Origin of the sequence: Nocardia farcinica (assembly GCF_001182745.1) — a bacterium.
Lineage (GTDB): Bacteria > Actinomycetota > Actinomycetes > Mycobacteriales > Mycobacteriaceae > Nocardia > Nocardia farcinica.
In genome coordinates this window covers 2011923-2033606 of the sequence record NZ_LN868938.1, presented here as the reverse complement: position 1 = coordinate 2033606, position 21684 = coordinate 2011923, and the positions used below count along the sequence as shown (strand labels likewise).

At 70.4% G+C, this 21684-nt stretch carries 27 protein-coding genes; 13 read left to right on the top strand and 14 right to left on the bottom strand.

Translation table 11 applies throughout. From position 1 onward, the window contains the following. Positions 1–25 precede the first annotated feature (25 nt). From AMO33_RS09925 to AMO33_RS09900, 7 genes are all read right to left on the bottom strand, one after another. Positions 26–349 (bottom strand): hypothetical protein, encoded by a 324-nt coding sequence (locus tag AMO33_RS09925; RefSeq protein ID WP_060592175.1) that lies wholly within the window; start codon positions 347–349, stop codon positions 26–28. Next, positions 346–1056 (bottom strand): thiocyanate hydrolase subunit gamma, encoded by a 711-nt coding sequence (gene scnC / locus AMO33_RS09920; RefSeq protein WP_060592173.1) that lies wholly within the window; start codon positions 1054–1056, stop codon positions 346–348. The genes AMO33_RS09925 and scnC overlap by 4 nt, the downstream gene beginning before the upstream one ends. Further along, positions 1053–1355 carry an SH3-like domain-containing protein gene (locus AMO33_RS09915; RefSeq protein ID WP_011208607.1) on the bottom strand — a complete coding sequence of 101 codons (303 nt, stop codon included), beginning with the start codon at positions 1353–1355 and terminating at the stop codon, positions 1053–1055. The genes scnC and AMO33_RS09915 overlap by 4 nt, the downstream gene beginning before the upstream one ends. After that, a complete protein-coding gene (locus tag AMO33_RS09910; protein ID WP_060592171.1) occupies positions 1352–1777 on the bottom strand; it encodes an SH3-like domain-containing protein in 426 nt (141 codons plus the stop codon). Before AMO33_RS09910 ends, AMO33_RS09915 begins: the two co-directional genes overlap by 4 nt. 128 nt (positions 1778–1905) lie before the next feature. After that, positions 1906–2931: an FAD-dependent monooxygenase gene (locus AMO33_RS09905; protein WP_197657691.1), complete on the bottom strand. Its 1026-nt coding sequence runs from the start codon at positions 2929–2931 to the stop codon at positions 1906–1908. Continuing rightward, a complete protein-coding gene (locus tag AMO33_RS32310; protein WP_197657689.1) occupies positions 2928–3095 on the bottom strand; it encodes an FAD-dependent oxidoreductase in 168 nt (55 codons plus the stop codon). The genes AMO33_RS09905 and AMO33_RS32310 overlap by 4 nt, the downstream gene beginning before the upstream one ends. 110 nt (positions 3096–3205) lie before the next feature. Further along, positions 3206–3388, bottom strand: coding sequence for a hypothetical protein (locus AMO33_RS09900; protein WP_115410880.1), 183 nt, complete (start codon positions 3386–3388; stop codon positions 3206–3208). Between the two features lie 284 nt (positions 3389–3672). Between AMO33_RS09900 and AMO33_RS09895 the strand changes: the two genes are divergently transcribed. The 10 genes from AMO33_RS09895 to AMO33_RS09850 all read left to right on the top strand — a co-directional run bounded on the left by AMO33_RS09895 (position 3673) and on the right by AMO33_RS09850 (position 11674). Continuing rightward, on the top strand, positions 3673–3843 hold the full coding sequence (locus tag AMO33_RS09895; RefSeq protein ID WP_157838372.1) for a hypothetical protein: 171 nt from the start codon (positions 3673–3675) through the stop codon (positions 3841–3843). A 25-nt stretch (positions 3844–3868) separates the two neighbouring features. After that, a complete protein-coding gene (locus AMO33_RS09890; protein WP_011208612.1) occupies positions 3869–4090 on the top strand; it encodes a hypothetical protein in 222 nt (73 codons plus the stop codon). A 231-nt stretch (positions 4091–4321) separates the two neighbouring features. Then, positions 4322–5398: an NAD-dependent epimerase/dehydratase family protein gene (locus AMO33_RS09885; RefSeq protein WP_060592167.1), complete on the top strand. Its 1077-nt coding sequence runs from the start codon at positions 4322–4324 to the stop codon at positions 5396–5398. Between the two features lie 356 nt (positions 5399–5754). Continuing rightward, positions 5755–7125: an MFS transporter gene (locus AMO33_RS09880; RefSeq protein ID WP_060592165.1), complete on the top strand. Its 1371-nt coding sequence runs from the start codon at positions 5755–5757 to the stop codon at positions 7123–7125. A gap of 24 nt (positions 7126–7149) precedes the next feature. Continuing rightward, positions 7150–7794: a GntR family transcriptional regulator gene (locus tag AMO33_RS09875; protein WP_011208615.1), complete on the top strand. Its 645-nt coding sequence runs from the start codon at positions 7150–7152 to the stop codon at positions 7792–7794. Between the two features lie 21 nt (positions 7795–7815). After that, positions 7816–8628 (top strand): carbon-nitrogen family hydrolase, encoded by an 813-nt coding sequence (locus AMO33_RS09870; protein WP_060592163.1) that lies wholly within the window; start codon positions 7816–7818, stop codon positions 8626–8628. After that, complete coding sequence (locus AMO33_RS09865; RefSeq protein ID WP_060592161.1) at positions 8625–9323, top strand: DUF2848 domain-containing protein; 699 nt, start codon at positions 8625–8627, stop codon at positions 9321–9323. The genes AMO33_RS09870 and AMO33_RS09865 overlap by 4 nt, the downstream gene beginning before the upstream one ends. Beyond that, positions 9307–10761 carry a 4-hydroxyphenylacetate 3-hydroxylase family protein gene (locus AMO33_RS09860; protein ID WP_060592159.1) on the top strand — a complete coding sequence of 485 codons (1455 nt, stop codon included), beginning with the start codon at positions 9307–9309 and terminating at the stop codon, positions 10759–10761. Before AMO33_RS09865 ends, AMO33_RS09860 begins: the two co-directional genes overlap by 17 nt. A 30-nt stretch (positions 10762–10791) precedes the next feature. Continuing rightward, positions 10792–11139 carry a cupin domain-containing protein gene (locus tag AMO33_RS09855; RefSeq protein ID WP_011208619.1) on the top strand — a complete coding sequence of 116 codons (348 nt, stop codon included), beginning with the start codon at positions 10792–10794 and terminating at the stop codon, positions 11137–11139. A gap of 10 nt (positions 11140–11149) precedes the next feature. Then, positions 11150–11674, top strand: coding sequence for a flavin reductase family protein (locus AMO33_RS09850; protein WP_011208620.1), 525 nt, complete (start codon positions 11150–11152; stop codon positions 11672–11674). Positions 11675–11732: 58 nt separating this feature from the next. Here AMO33_RS09850 and AMO33_RS09845 read toward each other — a convergent pair whose 3' ends face one another. From AMO33_RS09845 to AMO33_RS09820, 6 genes are all read right to left on the bottom strand, one after another. Next, positions 11733–12398, bottom strand: a complete 666-nt coding sequence (locus tag AMO33_RS09845) for a TetR/AcrR family transcriptional regulator (protein ID WP_060592157.1) — start codon at positions 12396–12398, stop codon at positions 11733–11735. A 315-nt stretch (positions 12399–12713) separates the two neighbouring features. Then, entirely contained in the window at positions 12714–13970 is a 1257-nt protein-coding gene (locus AMO33_RS09840) for an acyl-CoA dehydrogenase family protein (RefSeq protein WP_011208622.1), read from the bottom strand. Positions 13971–13997: 27 nt separating this feature from the next. Then, positions 13998–14879, bottom strand: a complete 882-nt coding sequence (locus tag AMO33_RS09835; RefSeq protein ID WP_011208623.1) for an SDR family oxidoreductase — start codon at positions 14877–14879, stop codon at positions 13998–14000. A gap of 24 nt (positions 14880–14903) precedes the next feature. Further along, positions 14904–15761 (bottom strand): MaoC family dehydratase, encoded by an 858-nt coding sequence (locus tag AMO33_RS09830; protein WP_060592155.1) that lies wholly within the window; start codon positions 15759–15761, stop codon positions 14904–14906. A 1-nt stretch (position 15762) separates the two neighbouring features. Further along, entirely contained in the window at positions 15763–16203 is a 441-nt protein-coding gene (locus AMO33_RS09825; protein WP_060592153.1) for a type II toxin-antitoxin system Rv0910 family toxin, read from the bottom strand. 59 nt (positions 16204–16262) lie between these two features. Next, the gene (locus AMO33_RS09820) at positions 16263–17522 is read right to left on the bottom strand and encodes a lipid-transfer protein (RefSeq protein WP_060592151.1); all 1260 of its coding nucleotides are present in this window, start codon (positions 17520–17522) and stop codon (positions 16263–16265) included. Between the two features lie 259 nt (positions 17523–17781). Between AMO33_RS09820 and AMO33_RS09815 the strand changes: the two genes are divergently transcribed. Both AMO33_RS09815 and AMO33_RS09810 read left to right on the top strand, forming a co-directional pair. Then, positions 17782–18786: an AraC-like ligand-binding domain-containing protein gene (locus AMO33_RS09815; protein WP_060592149.1), complete on the top strand. Its 1005-nt coding sequence runs from the start codon at positions 17782–17784 to the stop codon at positions 18784–18786. A gap of 82 nt (positions 18787–18868) precedes the next feature. Further along, positions 18869–19981, top strand: coding sequence for an NDMA-dependent alcohol dehydrogenase (locus AMO33_RS09810; RefSeq protein WP_011208628.1), 1113 nt, complete (start codon positions 18869–18871; stop codon positions 19979–19981). 93 nt (positions 19982–20074) lie between these two features. Here the strand turns inward: AMO33_RS09810 and AMO33_RS09805 are convergent, their stop codons facing one another. Next, complete coding sequence (locus AMO33_RS09805) at positions 20075–20962, bottom strand: LysR family transcriptional regulator (RefSeq protein ID WP_060592147.1); 888 nt, start codon at positions 20960–20962, stop codon at positions 20075–20077. 129 nt (positions 20963–21091) lie between these two features. Between AMO33_RS09805 and AMO33_RS09800 the strand changes: the two genes are divergently transcribed. Further along, on the top strand, positions 21092–21679 hold the full coding sequence (locus AMO33_RS09800; RefSeq protein ID WP_060592145.1) for a cupin domain-containing protein: 588 nt from the start codon (positions 21092–21094) through the stop codon (positions 21677–21679). Positions 21680–21684 lie beyond the last annotated feature (5 nt).

The window sequence follows — 21684 nt, the reverse complement described above, 5'->3', positions numbered from 1 at the left end:
GGGCCACAATTGTGCGGCCGCGGCGCTATTCTCGCTCGAATCGCGCGCGCACCGCGTCCATCCGGGCGCGCAGTTCCGCCGGGCTGATGACGCCGCGCTCCATCAGGGTGTGGGCGGTGACGACGGCGGAGCGGGCGTGCACGGGGAAGTCGCGGTAGATGGTCTCGCCGAGGGCGTCCTCGGCGCGGCGGCGCGCCAGATTGTCCAAAGTGCCGCGCCAGGACAGGCATTCGCAGGTGGCCTGCATGCTCGATTCCCACGGGTCGGGCGTGCGGTCGAGGTCGGGGAGGCGGGCCTCGCGGGCGGCGTCGGCAGGCAGGGTGGCGAGCAGGATCTCGTAGGGGGTCACGGGCGGGCCTCCCGTCGCATCGCGTCCTCGGCGCGGTCCGGTGGTTTCTGCGCGGTCCAGTCGACCTGGGGCAGGGCGACGCCGATCATGGTGTCGCGGGTGACGATGGCGGCCAGCTGCTCCTCGGTCCAGCCCTCGGTGCCCGCGGGACGCATCGGCAGCACCATGAACCGGGACTTCTGATTCGAGTCGTGCACCCGGATCTCGACCTCGGGCGGGAAGTGCAGGCCGAATTCGGCCAGCACCTCGCGCGGCCAGCGCACCAGCCGCCTGCGGTAGTTCGGGGTGCGATACCAGTCGGGGGACATCCCGAGCACCGGGCGGGGATAGCAGGAGCACAGCGTGCAGACGATGACGTTGTGCACCTTGGGGGTGTTCTCCAGGACGTAGAAGTAGGTGTAGTCGCTGGGTGTGCCGGAACCGGTGGGGTCGCGCCAGTCGATACCGATCTCCTTGCACGTCTCGGTGCCGTCGGCGAGCAGGCGCGCCTTGAAGTCGGGGTCGAGCCAGGCGCGGGCCACCAGGGTGGAACCGCCGTGCGGGCCGACGGCCTGCGCCCATTCCGAGAACCGTCGATGGTCCTCCTGGGAGAACAGGCCCTTCTCGATCGCCAGTTCCCGGATCGCGGTCTCGAGCACCTCGAATTCGCTTATCTCCGTGCCGGTTTGGATGGGGGCGTGCGCGTCGTGGTCGTGGTCGTGGCTCACTGCGGGTCGTCCTCCTCTGCGGGTTCCAGCCAGTGTTCGGAGACCTCGGTCTCCAGGGTGTCGGCGTCGTGGCCGGTGTAGTTCGGCCACAGCTCGCGTTGCCGGAACCGGACGACGTAGAACGGTTCGACGCGGCCGTCGTCGCGGCCCCACGCCTCGTCCTCGGGGATGATCCACTCCGGCCGGTATTCGACGACCACGCCGGTGCGGCCGCGGGTGTAGGCCTGGGTGCGGGTGTGGAACAGCGAGGTGGCGCGGCGGACGGTGACGCGGTCGCCGATGCGGAAGCGGCGGGTCATCGGCGCGCCGCCGATCGGGCGCGGACCTCGTCGATCTTCGCCGACAGCTCGTCGGGGGTGATCAGGCCCTTACCGACCAGCACGCGCGCGGCGACCGTCGCCCAGCGCGCGTAGTAGGGCAGGCCGAAGTAGAGGGTGGCACCGAGGTCGTTCTCGGCGCGCCTGCGTTCCTCGGAGTTCCACACACCGCGCCAGCCGAGACATTCGCAGGTGACGTAGGTGTTCATCTCCCACGGCTCCTCCTCCTTCTCCCGATAGGGCACCGGGAGGTCGGGCTGGCCGCCGACGTCGTGCGGCACGTGCCGCAGCGCGGCGTAGAGCTCGTTGGAGATCTCGTACGGGGAGTCGAGGGTCCGGTGCAGCACCGGGGCGATGTCGGCGACACCGTCCGGTGCCGGCTCGGGGGGACGCGATGTGCTCATGGTGGCTCCAACGGTGGGCGGGCCTGCTGGTGCACTCGAACAACCGGGGGAGTGACCCCCGTCACATACTCGCTCCGGTCACAGTACACGGGTCGGTGCTCGTCGGAGCGGTTTCCGCCCGGCTGCCCTCAGTTGTTCGCGCGCTGGATGGACCGGCGCACCAGCGCGCGGATGCCGGGCAGCTGGATCGCACGCAGCGCGAGCTCCCCGGCCATCACATGGGCTCTGGTGGGTGGGGCGAAGCGGCTCACCCCGCGGCGGGCCAGCGCTTGGCGTTTGTGGATCTCCGGGCCCAACTCGGTCTCCCACGCGGCCAGCGCGGTGGGGATGTCGCCGTGCCGCGACAGCGCGGCGCCGAGCCGGTCCGCGCCGTCGATGGCGAGGGCGGCGCCGTAGCCCGCGAAAACCGTGACGCACCAGGCGGAATCGCCGACCAGGACGACGCGGCCGCGGTGCAGGCCGTCCAGGGTCACCTGGGTGGCCGCGTCGAAGTAGGCGGTGTCGGTCACCTGGGCGAGCGCCTGCGCGGTCGCGCCGCCCAGATCGCCGAAGGCGGCGGTCAACGCCCGCTCCGGACCGCGGGCGTACTCGGCGGCGGTGTCGTCGCACCGATAGGTGAAGAAGGTGGCCGACCGGTGCGGGCCGAGGTTCATCACCGCGGCCGTGCGGTGGGGTCCGATGTAGGTCGTGCCCGCGCCCTCGGGAATCCCGGCGGGCGGCTCGGGCAGGGAGAAGGCGGCGACCATGTGCCGCAGGTCGCGCAGGTGTCCCGGGTCGTCGCCGAACACCAGCGCGTGGGTGCGCGAGCGTACTCCGTCGGCGCCGACGAGGAGGTCCGCCCGGATGCGGGTGCCGTCGCTCAGCGCCACGTCGACGCCTGCGGTGTCCTGCGTGACGGCGTGCGGCACGGTCGCGAACCGGATCTCGACGGTGTCGGCGACGGCCTCGTACAGCACGGTCTCGAGGTCGCCGCGGAAGATCGTCAAGGCGCGGGTGCCGACGGCGGCCTGCGCGACCTCGCTGGGCACCGTGAACTTCTCACGCCCGTCCGCGTCGACCAGGATCGAGCGGAAGAAGCCGATGTCGCGGGCGGCGAGTGCGGGGATCAGGCCGAGCCGCTCCACCGCGTCGTAGCCGGGGCCGTGCAGGTTCACCAGGTAGCCGCTGCTGCGGCGAGCCGGGCGCGCTCGACGACGAGCACGTCCCAGCCGTCCCGGTGCAGGCGCAGGGCGGTGGCGAGTCCGGCCATGCCCGCCCCGATCACGATCACCCGCCTCTGCCGGGCGTCGCGGTGGTGGGTCGGGTGGTGGTCGGTCATGGGTGGGCCCCGTTCGTCTCGTTGCGATTGCGCCCGGTCGAGCGCTGCGTCAACCTATAGTTGACGCGGGGGGTATCGTCAACCTAAGGTCGACGTTATGGGCGCACCGGTCAGGACGCGAAGACGTCCAGCGACGCCGGGATGTTCGGCTTGTCCGTCCGCAGCGTCAGCTGGACCCGGCCCGGGCCGGTGGGGAGGAGCGTGATCGCCGGGGGCAGGCGCTGCCCGGCAAGGTACGAACCAGGCTCACCGAAACCCGTGGCGGCGGTGTCGAGGTTGCGCCAGTCGGCCACCACGGTGACGTCGCGGCCGGCAGCTGCGGGCCCGTTCGCCGATCGACGAAAAACCTTGCGTCACAGGAGGACCGCCGCGTGGATGGCGCCGGGCGCCTCGTTCGGTGTCATGCGGACATTTCCGCCGCGAAGCACGGTGTAGGCGCGGCGTGAAGCCCGGAGAGTTCGGGTCTGTCGGTGGGGGACGGCGCGGTCGAGACTGTCCGTGCAAGCGCCAGACCCCGACCGGACGGAGTGTGTCGATGTCAATGTCCCGGACTTTCGCAACTGTCGCGGTGGCGGCGGTGATCGCGTCCACCGCCGGATTCGCCCCCGCCGTCGCTGCCCCGCCGGCCGTCGCGGTGGCCGACACCGGCTCGGCGGCCGGTTCGAGCGAATACGCCCGCGGCCTGGTCGAATTGGTCGTCTGCCTGTTCAAGGGCGAACTCGTCGGTTCACGCGCACCGCTGTGCTGAGCACCAACCCGGGAAAGGAAACCCGTTGTCCAAGTTGATCACCGCCGTTGCCGTGGCCGCCGCCCTGCTCGCCGCGCCCGCAGCCGCCTCCGCCGCCCCGGCGGACGCGCCCACCGGCTCGGCCTCCTCCGGTTCGTCGGACCTGCTGATCTACGTGATCCGCTGCCTGCCCATCGGGCCCCTGGTGGCCCTGAGCAGCGGGATGCCCGACGACGGCATCGTCGACCCCGACCCCTGCGCGGTGTGACGGACACGCCCCGCCGTTGAGCGGGTCCCGCCGCCGAACCGACGATGCCCCGGCCACAACCGCCCGGGGCATCGTCGGTTTTCCGTTTCCGGCGCTGGTGGCCGGGTAGTCGGAGCCCACGTCCGGGCGGCAGCTCCGGCCGCGGAACCACGAGCGCGAGGAGCGGGGTATGGGTGAGGGGCCGACGACCTCCGATCGGACGACCACGCCGCACCTCGGCGGGGGTGACCGATGAAGGTGGTCGTGGTCGGCGCGAGCGGGAACATCGGCAGCGCGCTCGTGCGGGCTCTGCTCGCGGCGGGCGAGGAGGTGGTCGGCCTGTGTCGTCGACCGCCCGGGCCGGGAACCTTCGACGCCGTCCGGTGGGTGCGCTGCGACCTCGCCGATCCCGCCGCGGTGGACACCCTGCGCGCGACGTTCGCCGATGCCGACGCCGTGGTCCACCTCGCGTGGGCGATCCACCCGCGCGTCGGGGAGCCACCGATGATGCGCACGAACCTCACCGGCACCGACCGGGTGCTCGCCGCGGTCGCCGACCGCGGCGTCCCGCATCTGGTGTGCGCGTCCTCGGCGGCCGCTTATCGGCCTGCGCCGCGCTGGGAGCGGGTGGACGAGCGGTGGCCGGTGGGTGGGGTGCCCGGCAGTGCCTACAGCGTCGGCAAGGCGGTGCTGGAGCGGCAGCTGGACCGGTTCGTCGCCGCGCACCCCGGGACCCGGGTGGTCCGGTTCCGGCCGTGCGCGGTGGTGCAGGGCGCGGCGGGGGCGGAGATCGCCGACTGGGCGGTGAGCCGGTGGCTGCCGCGCACGGTGATCGGCCGTCGCCTGCTGCCGGTGCCCGCCTGGCCCGGACTGCGGTTGCAGTTCGTGCACGCCGAGGACGTCGCCGCCGCCATCCACCTCGCGCTGCGCGCGCAGGCCGCGGGCGCCTACAACCTCGCCGCCGAACCGGTCCTGCGGGCCGCCGGGCTGAGCAGGCAGCTCGGCGGCTTCCGTGTCCCGGTCCCGCGCGCGGTCCTCACCGCGGCCGCCTGGCCCGCGTGGCGGCTCGGTCTGCAACCCCTGCACCCGGGATGGCTGCGGCTGGCCGACCGCGCGCCGCTGCTCGACACCACCGCCGCGCGCCACGATCTCGGCTGGCGGCCCCGCCACGACGGCGTCGCGGTCTGCGCCGAACTCGTCGACGCACTGGCGGGCAAACGCTGCGGACCGACTCCGGTGCTGTCACCGGGCCGGCCGCCGGTGCGGATCGCCCGGCCGACCCATCAGAGCCAGAGCCCGCGAAAAGCGCTGTCCGGCAGCGCTTTCTGAGACATTCCCGGATGTTCGCGCCGGCCGCCGCCTGCCGGGACGGGCTATCGCCGACAGCTGAGGTGTGGACCGGGCGATCATCCCGGCACGGGTAAAAACCCCGTTACCAACGTTTCGGTCCGGTTCCGGGCCTTGATCGATTGTGGACCGATGGTATACAACTGGTACACGTCCTGTTCGTGATCCGGTTCACAGCCGGGTCGCACGGTGAGAGGGAGCAGGACGGACGGCTCGGTGGTTGCGCCAACAACCACCGAGCCAGGCAGTACCTTCCATCGCCCGGCGAAGGCATCTACGTGCAGGTAGATGCGGGGCCGATGGATCGTCAGGTAGCGACGAATCGACGAGGAGTCGACATGGCAACCGCCAAGGACAAATCTATCAACCGGCGACCGCATACGAGTCTGCCGGTCATCGCGGGGTCCAGCCTCGCCGGTACCGCCGTGGAGTGGTACGACTTCTTCCTCTACGGCACCGCCGCCGCGCTGGTGTTCAACAAGCTGTTCTTCCCGTCGGAGGATCCGCTGGTCGGCACCATGCTGGCGTTCGCGACCTACGCCGTGGGGTTCGTCGCGCGGCCACTCGGCGCCGCCGTGCTCGGCCACTTCGGCGACGTCAAGGGCAGGCGCGCCACGCTGATCGCGAGCCTGCTGCTGATGGGCGTGTCGACCTTCCTCATCGCGCTGCTGCCCACCTACGCCGCCATCGGCGTCACCGCGCCGCTGCTGCTGGTGCTGTTGCGGCTGGTGCAGGGCTTCGCGCTCGGCGGCGAGTGGGGCGGTGCGGTGCTGCTGGTCTCCGAGCACGGCGACTCCAAGCGGCGCGCGTTCTGGTCGGCCTGGCCGAACCTCGGTCCGCCGCTGGGCAACCTGATGGCCGCGGGCGCGCTGGCGCTGCTCGGCGCGGTCCTGCCGGAAGAGGCGTTCCTGTCCTGGGGCTGGCGCGTCGCGTTCGGCATGTCGGCGCTGCTGGTCGTCATCGGGCTGGTGCTGCGGCTGTACGTCGCGGAGACCCCGCTGTTCGAGCAGACCAGGGCCGCGACCAGCCCGGCGGTGCTGCGGATGCCGCTCACCGCGGCGGTGCGCGGGTACTGGCGCCAGATCCTGCTGGCCGCCTTCACCCGCTTCGGTGAGAACGCCGGCTTCTACATCTTCTCGCTGTTCGTGATCACCTACCTCACCCAGATTCTCGACCTGCCGCGCAGCACCGGCCTCAACGCGGTGATGATCGGCATGGTGGTGGCGCTGGTGGCGATCCCGCTGTTCGCGGTGCTGGCCGACCGGATCGGGCGCAGGCCCATCTACATCGGCGCCTCGATCGCGACGATCGTGTGGGCGTTCGCCTTCTTCGCGCTGCTCGACACCGAAGCCACCGGCGCGATCTTCCTCGCGGTGGCCGTCGGACTGGTCATCTTCGCCGCCTACAGCGCCGTCATCGGGGCGTTCTTCTCCGAACTGTTCCCGACCGAGGTGCGCTACTCGGGGGTGTCGCTGGCCTACAACCTGGCGTCGGTGCTGGCCGGATCGCTGGCGCCGATCATCGCCATCGCGCTCTACGACCGTTTCGGCTCCGGTCAGGCCATCGGCGCCTACCTGGCGCTGATGGGCGTGATCTCACTGGTCGCCGCCCTGGTGGCCAAGGAGACCCGCACGGTCGACCTCGCCGACGTGCAGGAGGAGGCGCCGGCCACCGGCACCGCCACCGACGCGGCAGTAGTCATCCCGTAAATCACCGAGGAAAGGGCATCTCTCATGACGACATCGAAGACCAGCGCGGCCTCCGCGCCGGAGCTGGCCTACGAATGGTTGAAGAACACCATCCTCACCCTGCCGCGCGATGAAGAGATGTTCCTGTCCGAGGCCCAGGTCGCCGCGGCGTCGGGAACCTCGCGTACCCCGGTCCGCGAGGCACTGCTCCGGCTCGAGGCCGAGGGTTTCATCCGCCGGGTGCCCCACAAGGGCGCCTACATCCCGGCACTCACCGACAAGGACGTCGACGACGTCATGCAGGCCCGCCGGGTCGTGGAGGAGTGGTCGATCGCGCAGGTCGCCCCGAATCCCGGCCAGGTGCCCGACCGGCTGCGGGAACTGCTGGCCGCCCAGGACGCCGACACCGACCCCGTCGAGTTCATCGCCCACGACCTCGAGTTCCACACCACCGTCATCCGCGCCGCGGGCAACCAGGTGATGCACGAGTTCTACCGCTCCCTGCGCGACCGCCAGATGCGGATGGGCGTGCGCATCATGCTCTCCGACGAACGCCGCAAGAAGCAGGTGCTCGTCGAACACGGCGCGATCGTGGACGCCCTCGCCGCCGGTGACACCGAGGCCGCCATCCACGCGGTGCGCGAACACCTCGACACCACCCTGTGCTCGCTCAAGCAGCCCAGGTTCTGACCCCACTCCTAAGGACCTTCCATGAAAGTCGCTCTGGCACAACTGGCCAGTCCGGACACCGAGACCGCCGCACACCGGCTCGAACGGGTACGTCAGTCGCTGGCCGCCTTCCGCGCCGACGCCGACCTGATCGTGCTGCCCGAACTGTGGCGGGTCGGCTACAACCACTTCGCCGACTACCAGGCCGCCGCCGAGACCCTCGACGGACCCACCGTCCAGGTGCTGGCCGCCGTCGCCCGCGAACGCCGCTGCTACCTGCACATCGGCAGCATCGTCGAGCGCGCCGACGGCGACCGGCTGCGCAACACCGCTGTCCTGCTCGACCCGGACGGCCGGATCGCGCACCGCTACAGCAAGATTCACGTCTTCGGCTACCGCTCGGAAGAAGCCCGGCTGCTACAGCCCGGACAGCAGATCCGCGTCGCCGACACCGCCTTCGGCCGCACCGCCGCCACCACCTGCTACGACCTGCGCTTCCCCGGCCTGTGGAGCGAATTGGTCGACGCCGGTGCGGAAATCGTCGTCGTGCCCGCGGCCTGGCCCGCGGCCCGGCTGGCGCACTGGCGGCTGCTGACCGGAGCCCGCGCGGTCGACAACCAGGTGATCGTCATCGCCTGCAACGCGGTCGGCACCCACAACGGTGTCGAGCTGGGCGGGCACAGCCGCGTGGTGGACCCGTGGGGCGAGGTGCTCGGCGAGGCCGGCGCCGAGGAGGGCTTCACCGTCGTCGACATCGACCCGGCGGTCGTCGCGCGGACCCGTGCGGAATTCCCCGTGCTGGCCGACCGGCTCGACGACTACCGCGGCCTGAATCGCTGCGAGGTGCCGGCGTGACCGAGACCATCACCGCCGCCCTGTCCTGCACCGTCCTGGATTCCGGGGAGACCCTGTCCTTCGACGGCGCCCGCGCGATCGTCGCCGGCTACACCGGCCGTGACGAGGCCGCGGTGCGCCACCACATCGACGAACTGGCCGCCATCGGGGTCGCGCCGCCGGAGTCCGTGCCGATGCTCTACCCGGTGTCCACCGCCACCGTGACCACCGCCGCGACCACGCCGGTGCCGAGCGCCGACACCTCCGGCGAGGTCGAGCCGGTGCTGCTGCGGCACCGCGGCCGGTACTTCCTCGGCGTCGGCTCCGACCACACCGACCGGGCCCTGGAGACCATCGACATCGGCGAGTCGAAACGCGCCTGCGCCAAGCCGATCGGCCCGCACGTGGTGGAGGTGGCCGACTGGTCGCGTTTCGACTGGGACGCCTGCCGCGCCCGCAGCTGGGTGGACGGAAAGCTCTACCAGGACGGCACCCTGGCCGCCCTGCGCACGCCCACCGATCTGCTCGCAGTCGTCGCCGACCGGCTCGGTGACGACGGCGGCGATTTCGTCTGCTTCGCGGGCACGCTGCCGTTGCTCGACGGCGAATTCACCCCCGGCACGCGCTGGGACCTGGAACTGCTGCTGCCCGACGGGCGCGCCCTGACCCACACCTACACCACCCTCGAAGGAGCTCGCGATGCGCACCGGAGCTGAGTACCTGTCCTCCCTCAACGACGGCCGGGTCGTGCTCGTCGACGGCGAGAAGGTCGACGACGTCACCACCCACCCGGCGTTCGCGCCCGTCGCCCAGACGATCGCCGAACTGTTCGATCTGGCCGCCGACCCGGCCAACGGCATGCAGTACACCGCGCCGGAGACCGGCGGACCGGCCAACCGGGTGTTCGGCATCCCGCGCAGCCAGGAGGAACTGCGGGCGCGCCGCGAGGCGATCCAGACCTGGGCCCAGCACACCCACGGCTGGGTGGGCCGCAGCCCCGACCACGTGGGCACCTTCCTCGCCTCGTTCGCCGCGCACCCCGAGGTGTTCGCCGAGGGCAGCCGCGACTTCTCGGCCAACGTCACCGCCTTCCACCGGCGGCTGCTGGCCGACAACCTCTACGTCTCCTACGCGATCATCCCGCCGCAGGTTTCGCGGGCCACCACCGCCTCGGGCTGGGAGGGCGAGTTCCTCCAGGTCGGCGTGGTGCGCGAGACCGAGGAGGGCCTGATCGTGCGCGGCTCGCAGATGCTGGCCACCGGCGCGGCCATCGCCGACGAGATCCTGGTGTCCTGCATCAAGCCGCTCGGCCCCGACGACCAGGACTTCGCGGTGTCGTTCGTCGTCCCCGCCAACGCCGAGGGCCTCAAGCTCTACTGCCGCCGCCCCTACGCCCCGGCCGCCACGAGCAGCTTCGACTACCCGCTGACCAGCCGCTACGACGAGCCCGACGCGCTGGTGGTGTTCGACGACGTGCTCATCCCGTGGGACCGGGTGTTCGTCGACCGCGACATCGCGGGCGTGCGCAGGCAGTTCTTCGACACCGGCGCGCACGCGCTCGGCAACTGGCAGGCCCAGATCCGGTTCGCCACCAAGCTGCGGTTCATCGCGGGTGTCGCGCGCCGCGTCACCCAGGTGAACGGGGTGGACAAGATCCCGAGCGTGCAGGAGAAGCTCGGCGAACTCGCGGCCCTGGTGGCCGGTGTCGAATCGGCGGTGCTGGCCGCCGAGTACACCGCCACCCCCGACGAGGCGGGCCAGTGGGTGCCGGGCAAGCGCGCGCTCTACGGTTCGATGGGCCTGCAGTCGGAGATCTACCCGCGGGTGCTGTCGATCCTGCGCGACCTGGTCGGCGGCGGTGTGCTGCAGCTGCCCTCCAGCGTCGCCGATCTCACCAGCCCGCTCACCTCCGGCGACGTCACGCACTACGTGCAGTCGCCGGGTGTGCCCTCCGAGGACCGCATCAAGCTGTTCAAGCTGGCGTGGGACATCATCGGCTCGGAGTTCGCCGGGCGCCACCAGCAGTACGAGCTGTTCTACGCGGGCGCGCCGTTCGTGGTGAAGGGCGCCTACACCTACCGCAACTACGGCTACGAGGAGCCGCTGCGCGACGTCGAACAGTTCCTCGCCGCCTACAAGTCCGAAACCGCCTGAGAGCCTGAAACCGCCTGAGAGGCAGAAGATATGGCCAAGCCCGAATTCGAGTTCTTCCCCGTCACCGACGTCGAGTACACGGTGTGCCCGGGCGGTGATCCCGCCATCACCGAGCGCATCCTGGCCCGCGACCCGGACGGCAATGTCGCCACCCGCATCCTGCGCTACGAGCCCGGCGCCGACTCCACCCCGATGGGCGTGCAGAAGCACGACTTCTGGGAGGAGGTCTACATTCTCGAGGGTTCCTTCACCGACCTCACCCTCGGCCAGACCTTCACCGCGGGCATGTACGCCTGCCGCCCGCCGGGCATGCCGCACGGTCCCTGGCGCACCGACGAGGGCGTGGTGACCTTCGAAGTCCGCTACCACAGCAGGTAGGAGCCCTGCCATGACGCTACCGGCATTCCATTGCCCCACACCCTCGGACATGCGCCGCAGCATGGGCCGCTTCACCACCGGCGTGGCGATCGTCAGCGCCGACGACGGCACCGGCAACCCGTGCGCGATGACCATCAGCTCGCTCACCTCGGTGAGCCTGGAACCGCCGATCCTGCTGGTCTCGCTCACCCACGGCAGCCGGACCACCGATGCGGTGGAGGCGGGCGGCCGCTTCGCGGTCTCGATCCTGGGCTCCCGCCAGGAGGCGATCGCCCGCCGCTTCGCCACCCGCGGCGGCGCCCGCTTCGAGGGCCTGCCGGTGGACCTGAGCCGCTCCGGCCTGCCGTTGATCCCGGACGCGCTGGCGCAGCTGGAGTGCCGGGTGCACAGCGCGCACGATGTCGGCGACCACCGCGTCTTCTACGGTGAGGTCGTGGACATGCGGTGGCGCGACGGCACCGGATTGGCCTTCTACTCCGGCCGCTTCGGCGATTTCCACGACTTCGGGCACGACGAATTGCCCTGGTTGTACTGACGGGATGCCGGTGGGCGGGCACCGTGCCCGGCCACCGGCACCCGGTGTGGACCGGAGTTCAGCCGGCGTGGGCGGCGCGCCCGACCTGCGCGTGCGCCAGGACCAGCAGGTGGGTGCGCAACCGGGCCCAGGCGCGTTCCGGGCGGTCGGAGTCGCGGGCCGGATAGCAGCGGATGAGCAGGCCGGTGATGGCGTCCATGGCGGTGACGACGAGTTCGTTGAACGACTCGGCGGAGATGCCGCTGAGCGCCATCGCGCTGCCGGCCGCCTTGATGCTGCTGACGACCACCTCTTCGACCGCTTCCACCTGCCGGGCCAGCGCCGGATCGGTGCGCGAGGCGACCAGCAGTTCGATGGCGGCGGTGAACAGCGGGCCCTGATACAGCGCCCACAGCAGGTCCAGGGCGTCGGGGATGAGGCTCTCGCCCTGGGTGAGCCGGGCGAAGGTGCGCAACGCCTCCTCGGTGCGCTTCACCGCCAGATACCGCACCGCCCCCGCGACCAGATCCTCCCGGGAGGGATAGTGGTGCAGCAGGGCGCCGCGGGTCACCCCGGCGCGCTTGGCCACCATCTGCGTGGTCGTCTCGCCGTAGCCGACCTCGAGCAGGCATTCGATGGCCGCGTCCATCACCTTCGCCTGCGTCTCCGCGCTGCGCTGCTCCTGGGTCCGCCGCGGCCGGGCGGGCCGGGCGGCGGGCGGCGAGGCGTGCGGTGCTGCGGACATGCTGCCGACAATAACAGTCAGTGCCGTCGCCAACTCGCCGCAGGCGTGCCGGGTTCGACCGGCCTCACCTGCGACGATCCGGTGCTCGCCACAGTCCCGGGCGCTCGGGGAGGCGGGCCGGCGAGGACGGCGGCGGGCCCGCCGGTGATCGCGGTGGCTCGGCCGCGCGGGTCGATGGCGGGCGTACTCATGCGGGCCTCCGGTCGAGGTGTGCGTCGAGGATCAGGGTGGCCGTGGTGTCGAGGTCGCCGAGCCGTGGGCAGTGCGCGGAGCCGGGCAGCAGGGGGATCCTCGCAAAACGCTGCCTCGCCTGGCTCAGCGGCCGAGCAGTCCCTTGGCGATGTGGGTCACCTGGATCTCGTTGCTGCCCGCGTAGATCATCAGTGACTTGGCGTCGCGGGCCAGCTGCTCGACGCGATATTCGCTCATGTAGCCGTTGCCGCCGAACAGCTGCACCGCCTCCATCGCCACCTCGGTGGCGGCCTGGGCGGCGTAGAGCTTCATCGCCGACGCCTCGGCGAGCGTCGGCAGTTTGCCTGCCCGCGCCCGCTCCAGCGTGCTGAACACCATGTTCTGCACGTTGATCCGCGCGATCTCCATGGTGGCCAGCTTGAGCTGCACCAGCTGGAACCGCCCGATCTCCTGGCCCCACAGTCTGCGGTTCTTCGCGTAATCGATGCAGAGCCGGTGGCATTCGGCGATGATGCCCAGCGCCATGAACGCCACCCCGATGCGCTCGGTGGTGAAGTTGGCGCGGGCGCTGTCGCGGCCGTCGCCGCCGCGGTGGTCCTCGGTCTCCCCGAGCAGCCGGTCGCGGCCGAGCCGCACGTTGTCGAAGAACAGTTCGCCGGTGGGGGAGGCGTGCAGCCCCATCTTCTTGAACGGCTTGGACTGGGTCAGGCCCTCCATGCCCTTGTCCAGCACGAAGGTGAGCACCTTGCGATCGCGCCGGTCCACCCCCGGCTCGTCGAGTTTGGCGTACACGACGATGATGTCGGCGTACGGGCCGTTGGTGATGAAGGTCTTGTGCCCGGTGAGCAGGTAGTCCTCGCCGTCGCGGCGCACGTAGGTCTTCATCCCGCCGAAGGCGTCCGAGCCGGAGTCGGGTTCGGTGATGGCCCACGCGGCGACCTTGTCCATCGTCACGATGTCGCGCAGCCAGCGTTCCTGCTGGGCGAGCGTGCCGCGGGACATGATCGTCGCCGCGCCGAGCCCGATGCTGACGCCCACGGCCGTGAGCAGGCCCATGCACACCCCGGACAATTCGCCGACCACGACCGCCGCCATCGAGGCCTGCCCGCCGAGCAGATCGCCCGCGCCGCGCTTTGTCGTCGAGGCGGGTTCCTGCCCGGCCGCGAGCGCCTCCTGCCTGGCGCGCTTCTTCGCCAGCAACGAGTCCACCTGCTCGCCGGCCATCGCGTCGATGCCGAACTCGGCGAACAATTTCCGCGCGATCGGGTACGGCGACATCGTGCCGTCCTCCAGCGCGTCCAGGTGCGGGCGCACCTCCTTGTCGATGAAGCCGCGCACGGCCTGGCGGATCATCTCGTCGGTCTCGGACCACTCGAACATGTCGGTCTCCTCAGCTCTGCGCCGGTCTCACGGCAGTCGGGCGGCGATGTCGTCGATCAGCCACGGGCCGTCGGTCTCGATGGTCTTCACGTCGTGCCAGCCGGCCAGTTCGGAGATGGCGCCGCCCTGCACGGCGAACACCTTGCCGGTCAACCGGCAGGCGTCCCCGGCGAGATAGGCGACCAGGGGGGAGATGTTGGCGGGGCTGAACGCGTCGAAACCGCCTTCGTTCTCGGCGGATTCGGCCTCGGCGGCCATCATCGCGCCCATGCCCGGGGTGGCCAGGGTCAACCGGGTGCGCGCGATCGGCGCGATCGCGTTGACCCGGACGCCGTAGCGGCCCAGCTCCTCGGCGGCGACCAGGGTGAGCGCGGCGATGGCGGCCTTCGCGGCGCCGTAGTTGGCCTGGCCGGCGTTGGGCACCGTGGTCCCCGAAGCGGAGGCGGTGTTGATCACGGCCGCGTCGGGCTGGTCGCCCGCTTTCGAGCGGTCCTTCCAGTGCGCGGCGGCGTGGCGCAGCACGGCGAAGTGGCCCTTGAGGTGGACATCGAGTACCGCGTCCCACTGTGCCTCGGTCATGCCCGCGAGGAAGCCGTCGCGCAGGATGCCCGCGTTGTTGACCACCACGTCGAGCCGGCCGAACTCCGCGACCGCCCGGTCGACGAGCGCTTTCGCGTCCGACCAGTCGGCGACGTTGCCGGTGTCGGCGACCGCGCGGCCGCCCGCGGCGACGATCTCGTCGACCACCTGCTGCGCCGGGCCCGCGTCGTGGCCCTCGCCGGAATTGCTGCCGCCGTAGTCGTTCACCACGACCGCGGCGCCCTCGCGGGCGAAGAGCAGGGCGTGTTCGCGGCCGATGCCGCGGCCCGCGCCGGTGATGACGGCGACCTTGCCGTCGAGTGTTCCCATCTGTCGCGCTCCTGTTCGCAAAGCTCAATCGGTGAAAATGGCGAGACCGTCGCCGAGTACCACGTCCGTGCCGCGCACGGTTTCGAAGGCATAGGTGGCGGCGCCGGTGCGCCAGATCCGGGTCTCGAGGTCGTCGGAGGGGAAGACCATCTTCGAGAAGCGCACCGCCAGCCGCTTCAGCCGTGTGACGTCGGCGTCACCCACCTCGGTGAGCACCGCCCACGACGCGAACGCCATCGTGCACAGGCCGTGCGCGATGATGCCGGGCAGGCCGGCGTCCTTGGCCACCTGTTCGTCCAGGTGCAGCGGAACCGGATCGCCGGAGGCCGGGGCGTAGCGGAAGGTCTGGTCGGCATCGATGTGCTGGGCCACCTTCGCCACCGGCTCGCGGTCGCGGATACCGTCGGGGAGCTTGTGGGACGGGCCCAGCTCGCCGACGGACCGCCCGTTGCTGGCGTCCGCGCCGCGGAAGAACATCGTCACGTACTGCTCGTTGACGAGTTCGCCCGCGGTGTCGCGGCATTCGACGTGCACCACCGCGCGAGTGCCCTTGGGCAGTCCCTCGTAGCCGGTCATCCGCGCCCGCGAGACCAGGGTGTCGCCGGGGCGGATCGGCCGGTGGAAGTGGAAGTCCTGTTCGCCGTGCACACCCCGGCCGAAGATGGACAGCGGGACCACGTCGACGGCGGGCTCGATCATCCGCTCGAACACCGGCACGATCGCGAACACCGGGGAGGCGATGTCGCCGCGGCGGTGCGCGGGGATCGGATCGTTGGTGGCGGCGGCGTAGTCGGCGATGCGGTCGCGTTCGACGGTGAACGGGAAGTCCTCGGTCCAGACGTTCAGGTTCTCCTCGGCGAACGCGAGGTCGGGGTTCACCACGTCAGACCCCGGCGGTGGCGAGCGCTTCGAGCTTGCCCACGCTGTCCTCGAGCTGGCGGCCCGCGTCCTTCTCCACCGCCTTGCCGAGCGCGCCCTTGATCATGGCGCCCTCGAAGTCGCCCGCGATGTGGAAGTCGCTGCCGCCGTCGCGGGCGGTGAGCGTGAACGCGAATTCGACCTTGACGCCGGCCAATCCGGTGCCGGTGAGCACCAGCTTGCTCGGTGCCTCGACCTCGCGGACGGTCCATTCGATCTTGTTGGCCATGCCGAGCATGACGACCTTGGCGACCAGGGTGGTGCCGACGGCGAGGTCGGCGGGCGGTTCCTCGAGCCACTTGTCGTGCACGGTGAACCAGCTGCTCCACGAGGCGAGGTCGGAGACGACGGCCCACACGGCCTGCGGTTCGGCGGCGAGGTGCTTGGTTTCTTCGATGTGTCCCATGATCGGCTCCTCGATCGGGTCGGCGGCGGACCGCCACGGTGCGTGTGTGTGGTTGGGGGTCAGCGCTCGGCGCGCTGATAGGCGGTGACGACGGCGGCGCCGCCGAGTCCGATGTTGTGCTGCAATGCCGCGGTGACGCCGTCGACCTGGCGCTTGTCCGCGGTGCCGCGCAGCTGCCAGGTGAGTTCGGCGCACTGGGCGAGTCCGGTGGCACCGAGCGGGTGGCCCTTGGAGAGTTCGGCGCACTGGGCGAGTCCGGTGGCACCGAGCGGGTGGCCCTTGGAGATCAGCCCGCCGGAGGGGTTGACCACCCACCGGCCGCCGTAGGTGGTGTCCCCGGCGTCGACGAGTGCGCCCGCCTCGCCCGCGCCGCACAGGCCGAGCGCCTCGTAGAGCAACAGCTCGTTGGCGGAGAAGCAGTCGTGCAGTTCGATCACCTGGAAGTCGCGCGGCCCGAGCCCGGACTGCTCGTACACCTGCTGTGCGGCAGCGACATTCATGTCGTAGCCGATCAGTGCGGCGGCGGTGCCCGCGGCGAAGCTGGACTCGACATCGGTGGTCATGGCCTGGCCGACGATCTCGACCGCCTGCCCGGCCAGGTCGTGCCGCGCCACGAACGCTTCCGAGGCCAGCACGGCCGCACCGGACCCGTCGGAGGTCGGCGAACACTGCAATTTGGTGAGCGGGTCGTAGATCATCGGCGCGGCGAGGATCTCGTCGAGGGTGTAGGCGTCCTGGAACTGCGCGTACGGGTTGTTCACCGAGTGCGCGTGATTCTTGTGGCCGATGCGGGCGGACTGTTCGGCGGTGGTGCCGTACTTCTGCATGTGTTCGCGGCCCGCCGCGCCGAACATCCAGGGTGCGGGCGGAAACTTCACCTCCGAGATCTGCGCGAGCAGGTCCATGTGCCGCATCATCGGCTGCTCGCGGTCGGTGAAGGTGGCCCCCAGCGAGCCGGGCTGCATCTTCTCGAAGCCCAGCGCCAGGGTGCAGTCGGCCAGGCCGCCCCGGATCGCCTGGGCGGCGAGGTACAGCGCGGTGGAACCGGTCGAGCAGTTGTTGTTGACGTTGACGATCGGAATTCCGGTGAGACCGAGTTCGTAGACGGCGCGCTGGCCGGAGGTCGACTCGCCGTAGACGTAGCCGACGTAGGCCTGCTGCACGTCGGTGTAGGCGATACCCGCGTCCGCCAGCGCCGCGGTGCCCGACTCACGGGCCATGTCGGGGTAGTCCCAGTCGCTGCCGTCCGCGTTCTTGCGCCGTCCGGGTTTCTCGAACTTCGTCATGCCCACGCCGACGACAAACACCCTGTTCGCCATGGAGCGCCTTCCTCTTCGGATCGTGGCCCTGGTTCGGGGTTGCCAGAAACCTACACAGCTGACTGTTTTTTTGGGAAGCAAAATCGGCACCTTGTCGGGAATCGACTCGATGCGGACAGACACACGTGATGGTTTCGACGGGCCGAGCGTCGGCGGGTGCGGGCATGCCGACCCCTTGATTACTGACCGAACAGTCGGTAATAATTCCGGGATCGCGGGCGCGCAGGAGCCCGGGAGGAGACCACACCGGAGTCGTCGTATGAGCACTCTCGCACCGGCCGCGACACCGCCCTCCGCGGAGCGGTTCGACACATGGCAGGAGACCATCTCGCACGCCTTCGTCCCCCTCACCGCCACCCCGCTGACCGCGGCGGGCTTCGACGGCACGCTCAGCTGTCACGAAGTGGGCTCGTTGCAGCTCAACGAGGTCGGCGGCGGTCCGGTGCGGGTGGAACGCGACCCGCGCGCCATCCGCCGCGCCGACCCCGGCTACATCAAGCTCGGCCTGCAGACCCGCGGGCGCGGGGCCGTCGTCCAGGACGGCCGCACCGCGGTCCTGGGGCCGGGCGATCTGGCCGTCTACGACACCGGCCGCCCCTACACCCTGCACTTCGACCAGCCGTTCCAGATGATCGTGGCGATGTTCCCGCGCGAGTCCTGGCAGATCCGCGCCGCGGAACTCACCGAGATCACCGCCCGCCGGATCGGCGGCCGCGGCGGCGTGGGTGCGCTGCTGGCGCCGTTCCTGCGCGCCATCCCGGCCACCCTGGCATGCGGCGATCTCAGCCGCGACATCCACATCGCCGACGCGGTGCTGGATCTGCTCACCGCGGCGGTCGCCGAATTCGGCGGCGTCGAGGAACGCGCGCGCTCGGCGGGCGCCGGGCTGCTGGTGCAGGTCAAGGCGTTCATCGATGCGCACCTGGCCGACCCGATGCTGAGCGTGCCCGACATCGCCGCCGCCCACCACATCTCGGTGCGCTACCTGCAACGGCTGTTCGAGACCGAAGGCACCACGGTCACCACCTGGATCCGCCAGCGCAGACTCGAACGCATCCGCCGCGATCTCGCCGATCCGCGCATCGACCGTTCCACCAGCGCGGTCGCCGCGCGGTGGGGGCTGGCCGACGCCTCGCACTTCTCCAAGCTCTTCAAAGCCGCCTACGGGATGACCCCGCGGCAGTACCGGCTGGCCGCGTCCCGGCCCGACCGCCGCGCGCCGGTGCGCGAATGGCCAAACAGCTGTACGCCTGCGCACAAGTAATCCGTCGTCGCGCCGAACAGACTCGACCCAGATCGCGCACAGCCCGCTGTGCCGGGCCGGTTCGAGGAGAGAGGACACGACGATGAAGTCGAAAGCAGCGGTTCTGTGGGAGCCCGGCGCCCCGTGGCAGATCGAGGAGCTCGAGCTGGACGCACCGAAATACGGTGAGGTGCTCGTCGAGCTCGCGGCCTCGGGCCTGTGCCACTCCGACGAGCACGTCCGCGACGGCAGCGTGCCGGTGAGCTTCTATCCGTTCATCGGCGGTCACGAGGGCGCGGGCGTGGTCCGCGAGGTCGGCCCCGGCGTCACCAACCTGAAGCCCGGCGACCACGTCGCGCTCGGTTTCATCCCGGCCTGCGGCCGGTGCAGGCCCTGTGCCAACGGCCAGTCCAGCATCTGCGACCTCGGCGCGCACCTGCTCGACGGCTACCAGGTCTCCGACGGCACCGCCCGCCATCACGTGCGCGGCAAGGACGCCGGAATCCTCTGCCTGCTCGGCACTTTCGCGCCCTACACGGTGGTCAACGAGGCGTCGTGCGTGAAGATCACCGACGACGTCCCGCTGGACAAGGCCGCGCTGGTCGGCTGCGGCGTCACCACCGGCTGGGGCTCCTCGGTCTACGCCGCGGGCGTGTCCGCGGGCGAGACGGTCGTGGTGCTCGGCATGGGCGGCGTCGGGTGCGGCGCGGTGCAGGGCGCCGCGCTGGCCGGGGCCCGGCACGTGGTGCTGGTCGACCCGTCGCCGGTCAAGCGCGAGCAGGCCAAGGTGTTCGGCGCCACCCACGCCGTGGCCACCGTCGAGGAGGCGCTGCCGCTGGTGCAGGACCTCACCTGGGGCTACCTGGCCGACAAGGTGCTCATCACCGTCGGCGTCGCCAGCGGCGCGCTGATCGGGCAGGCGATGAGCCTGGTCGCCAAGGGCGGTGTGTGCGTGAACGTCTCCGTCGGCGACCTGGAGACCAGTGACGTCACCCTCAACCTGTTCGACCTCACCGCCATGCGCAAGACCCTCAAGGGCGCCTGGTTCGGCAACGCCAACATCCGCTTCGACATCCCGCACCTGCTGCGCCTCTACATGGAAGGCCAGCTGAAGCTGGACGAGATGATCACCCGCACCTACACCCTCGAACAGGTCAACGAGGGCTACGAGGCGATGCGCAACGCGGAGAACGTCAAGGGCCTGATCGTCTACTGACGGACACCCCTGATCGTCTACTGACGGACACCGTCGAGCAGTTCTGCGGCGCCCCTTCCGAACATGGCGAAGGGGCATCCGCACTAGGCGCAGTCAATCACCGGTGACCGCGCGGACGAGCGCCCGGACGGCGGGGCGGTCGTCGGAGGGGGCGACCAGCACGATTCGCGCCGGTTCGATGTCCACAATGGGTCGATAGACGATATCCGGGCGGGGAAATGCCATCACCAGGCTTTCCGCGGTGATCGCTACCGCGTCGGTGTTCGCGACCACTTCCAACATTTCCTCGGCGCCGTGCACCAACGGGCCGTAACGCACCGCGGTGCCGTCCGGCCGCGGGTCCACCGACCACCAGCGGCGCCATTCTTCGGGAACGTTGTCGGTGTCCACCTGGACCACGCCGGACATGTCGGCGATCCGTAATTCGGGAAAACGGGCGAGTGGATGGTTCGCCGACATCGCGAGCACTCGCTTCTCGGTGAACACCGGAAATGTCCGCACGTGCGCGGTATCCAGTGGTGGCCGGGCGAAAGCGACGTCGACGCGGCCGTCGAGGACGGCGCGCACCTGGTCGCCCCAGCTCACTTGCACCAATTCGACGGTGGTGGCGGGAGAAATCGTGCGCAAGGAGTCCAATATCTCCCGGGTGCGAGGGCCGGCCATCGTCGCATAGAAACCGATCCGGATCCGGTGATGTTCGGCGCGCCGGTGTCTGCGCATCATGCCGACGGCGCGATCGTGCGTCGACAACAGGTCGACGGCCAGTGGCAGGAATTCCGTCCCGGCCGCGGTGAGCCGCGCCCCGCGGTGGTCGCGCTCCACCAGGCGCACCCCGAGATCGTGTTCGAGTTTGCTGATCTGCTGGGACAGTGACGGCGTCGCCACGTGCAGTTGCGCGGCGGCGCGGGTATAGGTCCCCGCTTCGACGAGCGCGACGAAGTAACGCAGGACGCGGATGTTCAGGTCGGGCGGAGAGTCCACCGGTCATTCCTCGCCGGGCTGCGATGTTAGGCCGCGCCTAACGGTCCTTGCGAAACAGGACATGGACACCTCCGGTGAGCCAGGGCAAATTTGTCGGCGGATGTGACAGCCGACATAGAAAGGCTAACAATGACGCTCACCGCGAATGCCGCCACCCACACCGGGCCGGCCGTGGCCCAGCCGCAGGTGCCGAACGACGGACCCGGACTCGACCCCGCGCAGAACCCGCCCGTTGCCGCGGTCCACGCACGCGCCGGGAATCCGGTGACGGGCCCCACCCGCAGCCTCGCCTCGCGCGTGACCCCGTGCGACAGCATTCCCTGGACGCCGTTCCCGATGCCGGGAACGGCATTCAAACTGCTCAACATCAACGAGACGACCGGGGCCACCTCGATTCTGCTGTACGTCTCCGAGGGTGCGCAGGCGCCGCTGCATCTGCACGTCGGCGCGGCCGAGGCGTACAACATTTTCGGCAATTGGGCCTACGAGGGCGAGGCCGAGCCGATCGGGCCGAATTGCTATGTATACGAACCCGCGGGCATCGTGCACCTGCCGAAGCAGGAGAACGAGGCGCTGATGTTCGGTATCTTCCACGGACCGATCGTCGGATACCACGACGACGGGACGGTGGCGGGCATCATCACCGCGGATCTGCTGTGGGACTTGGCGGAAGCCAACGGCGCGGTCGCGCACCTGCCCGCGCGGGCCGGCCGGTGACCGGC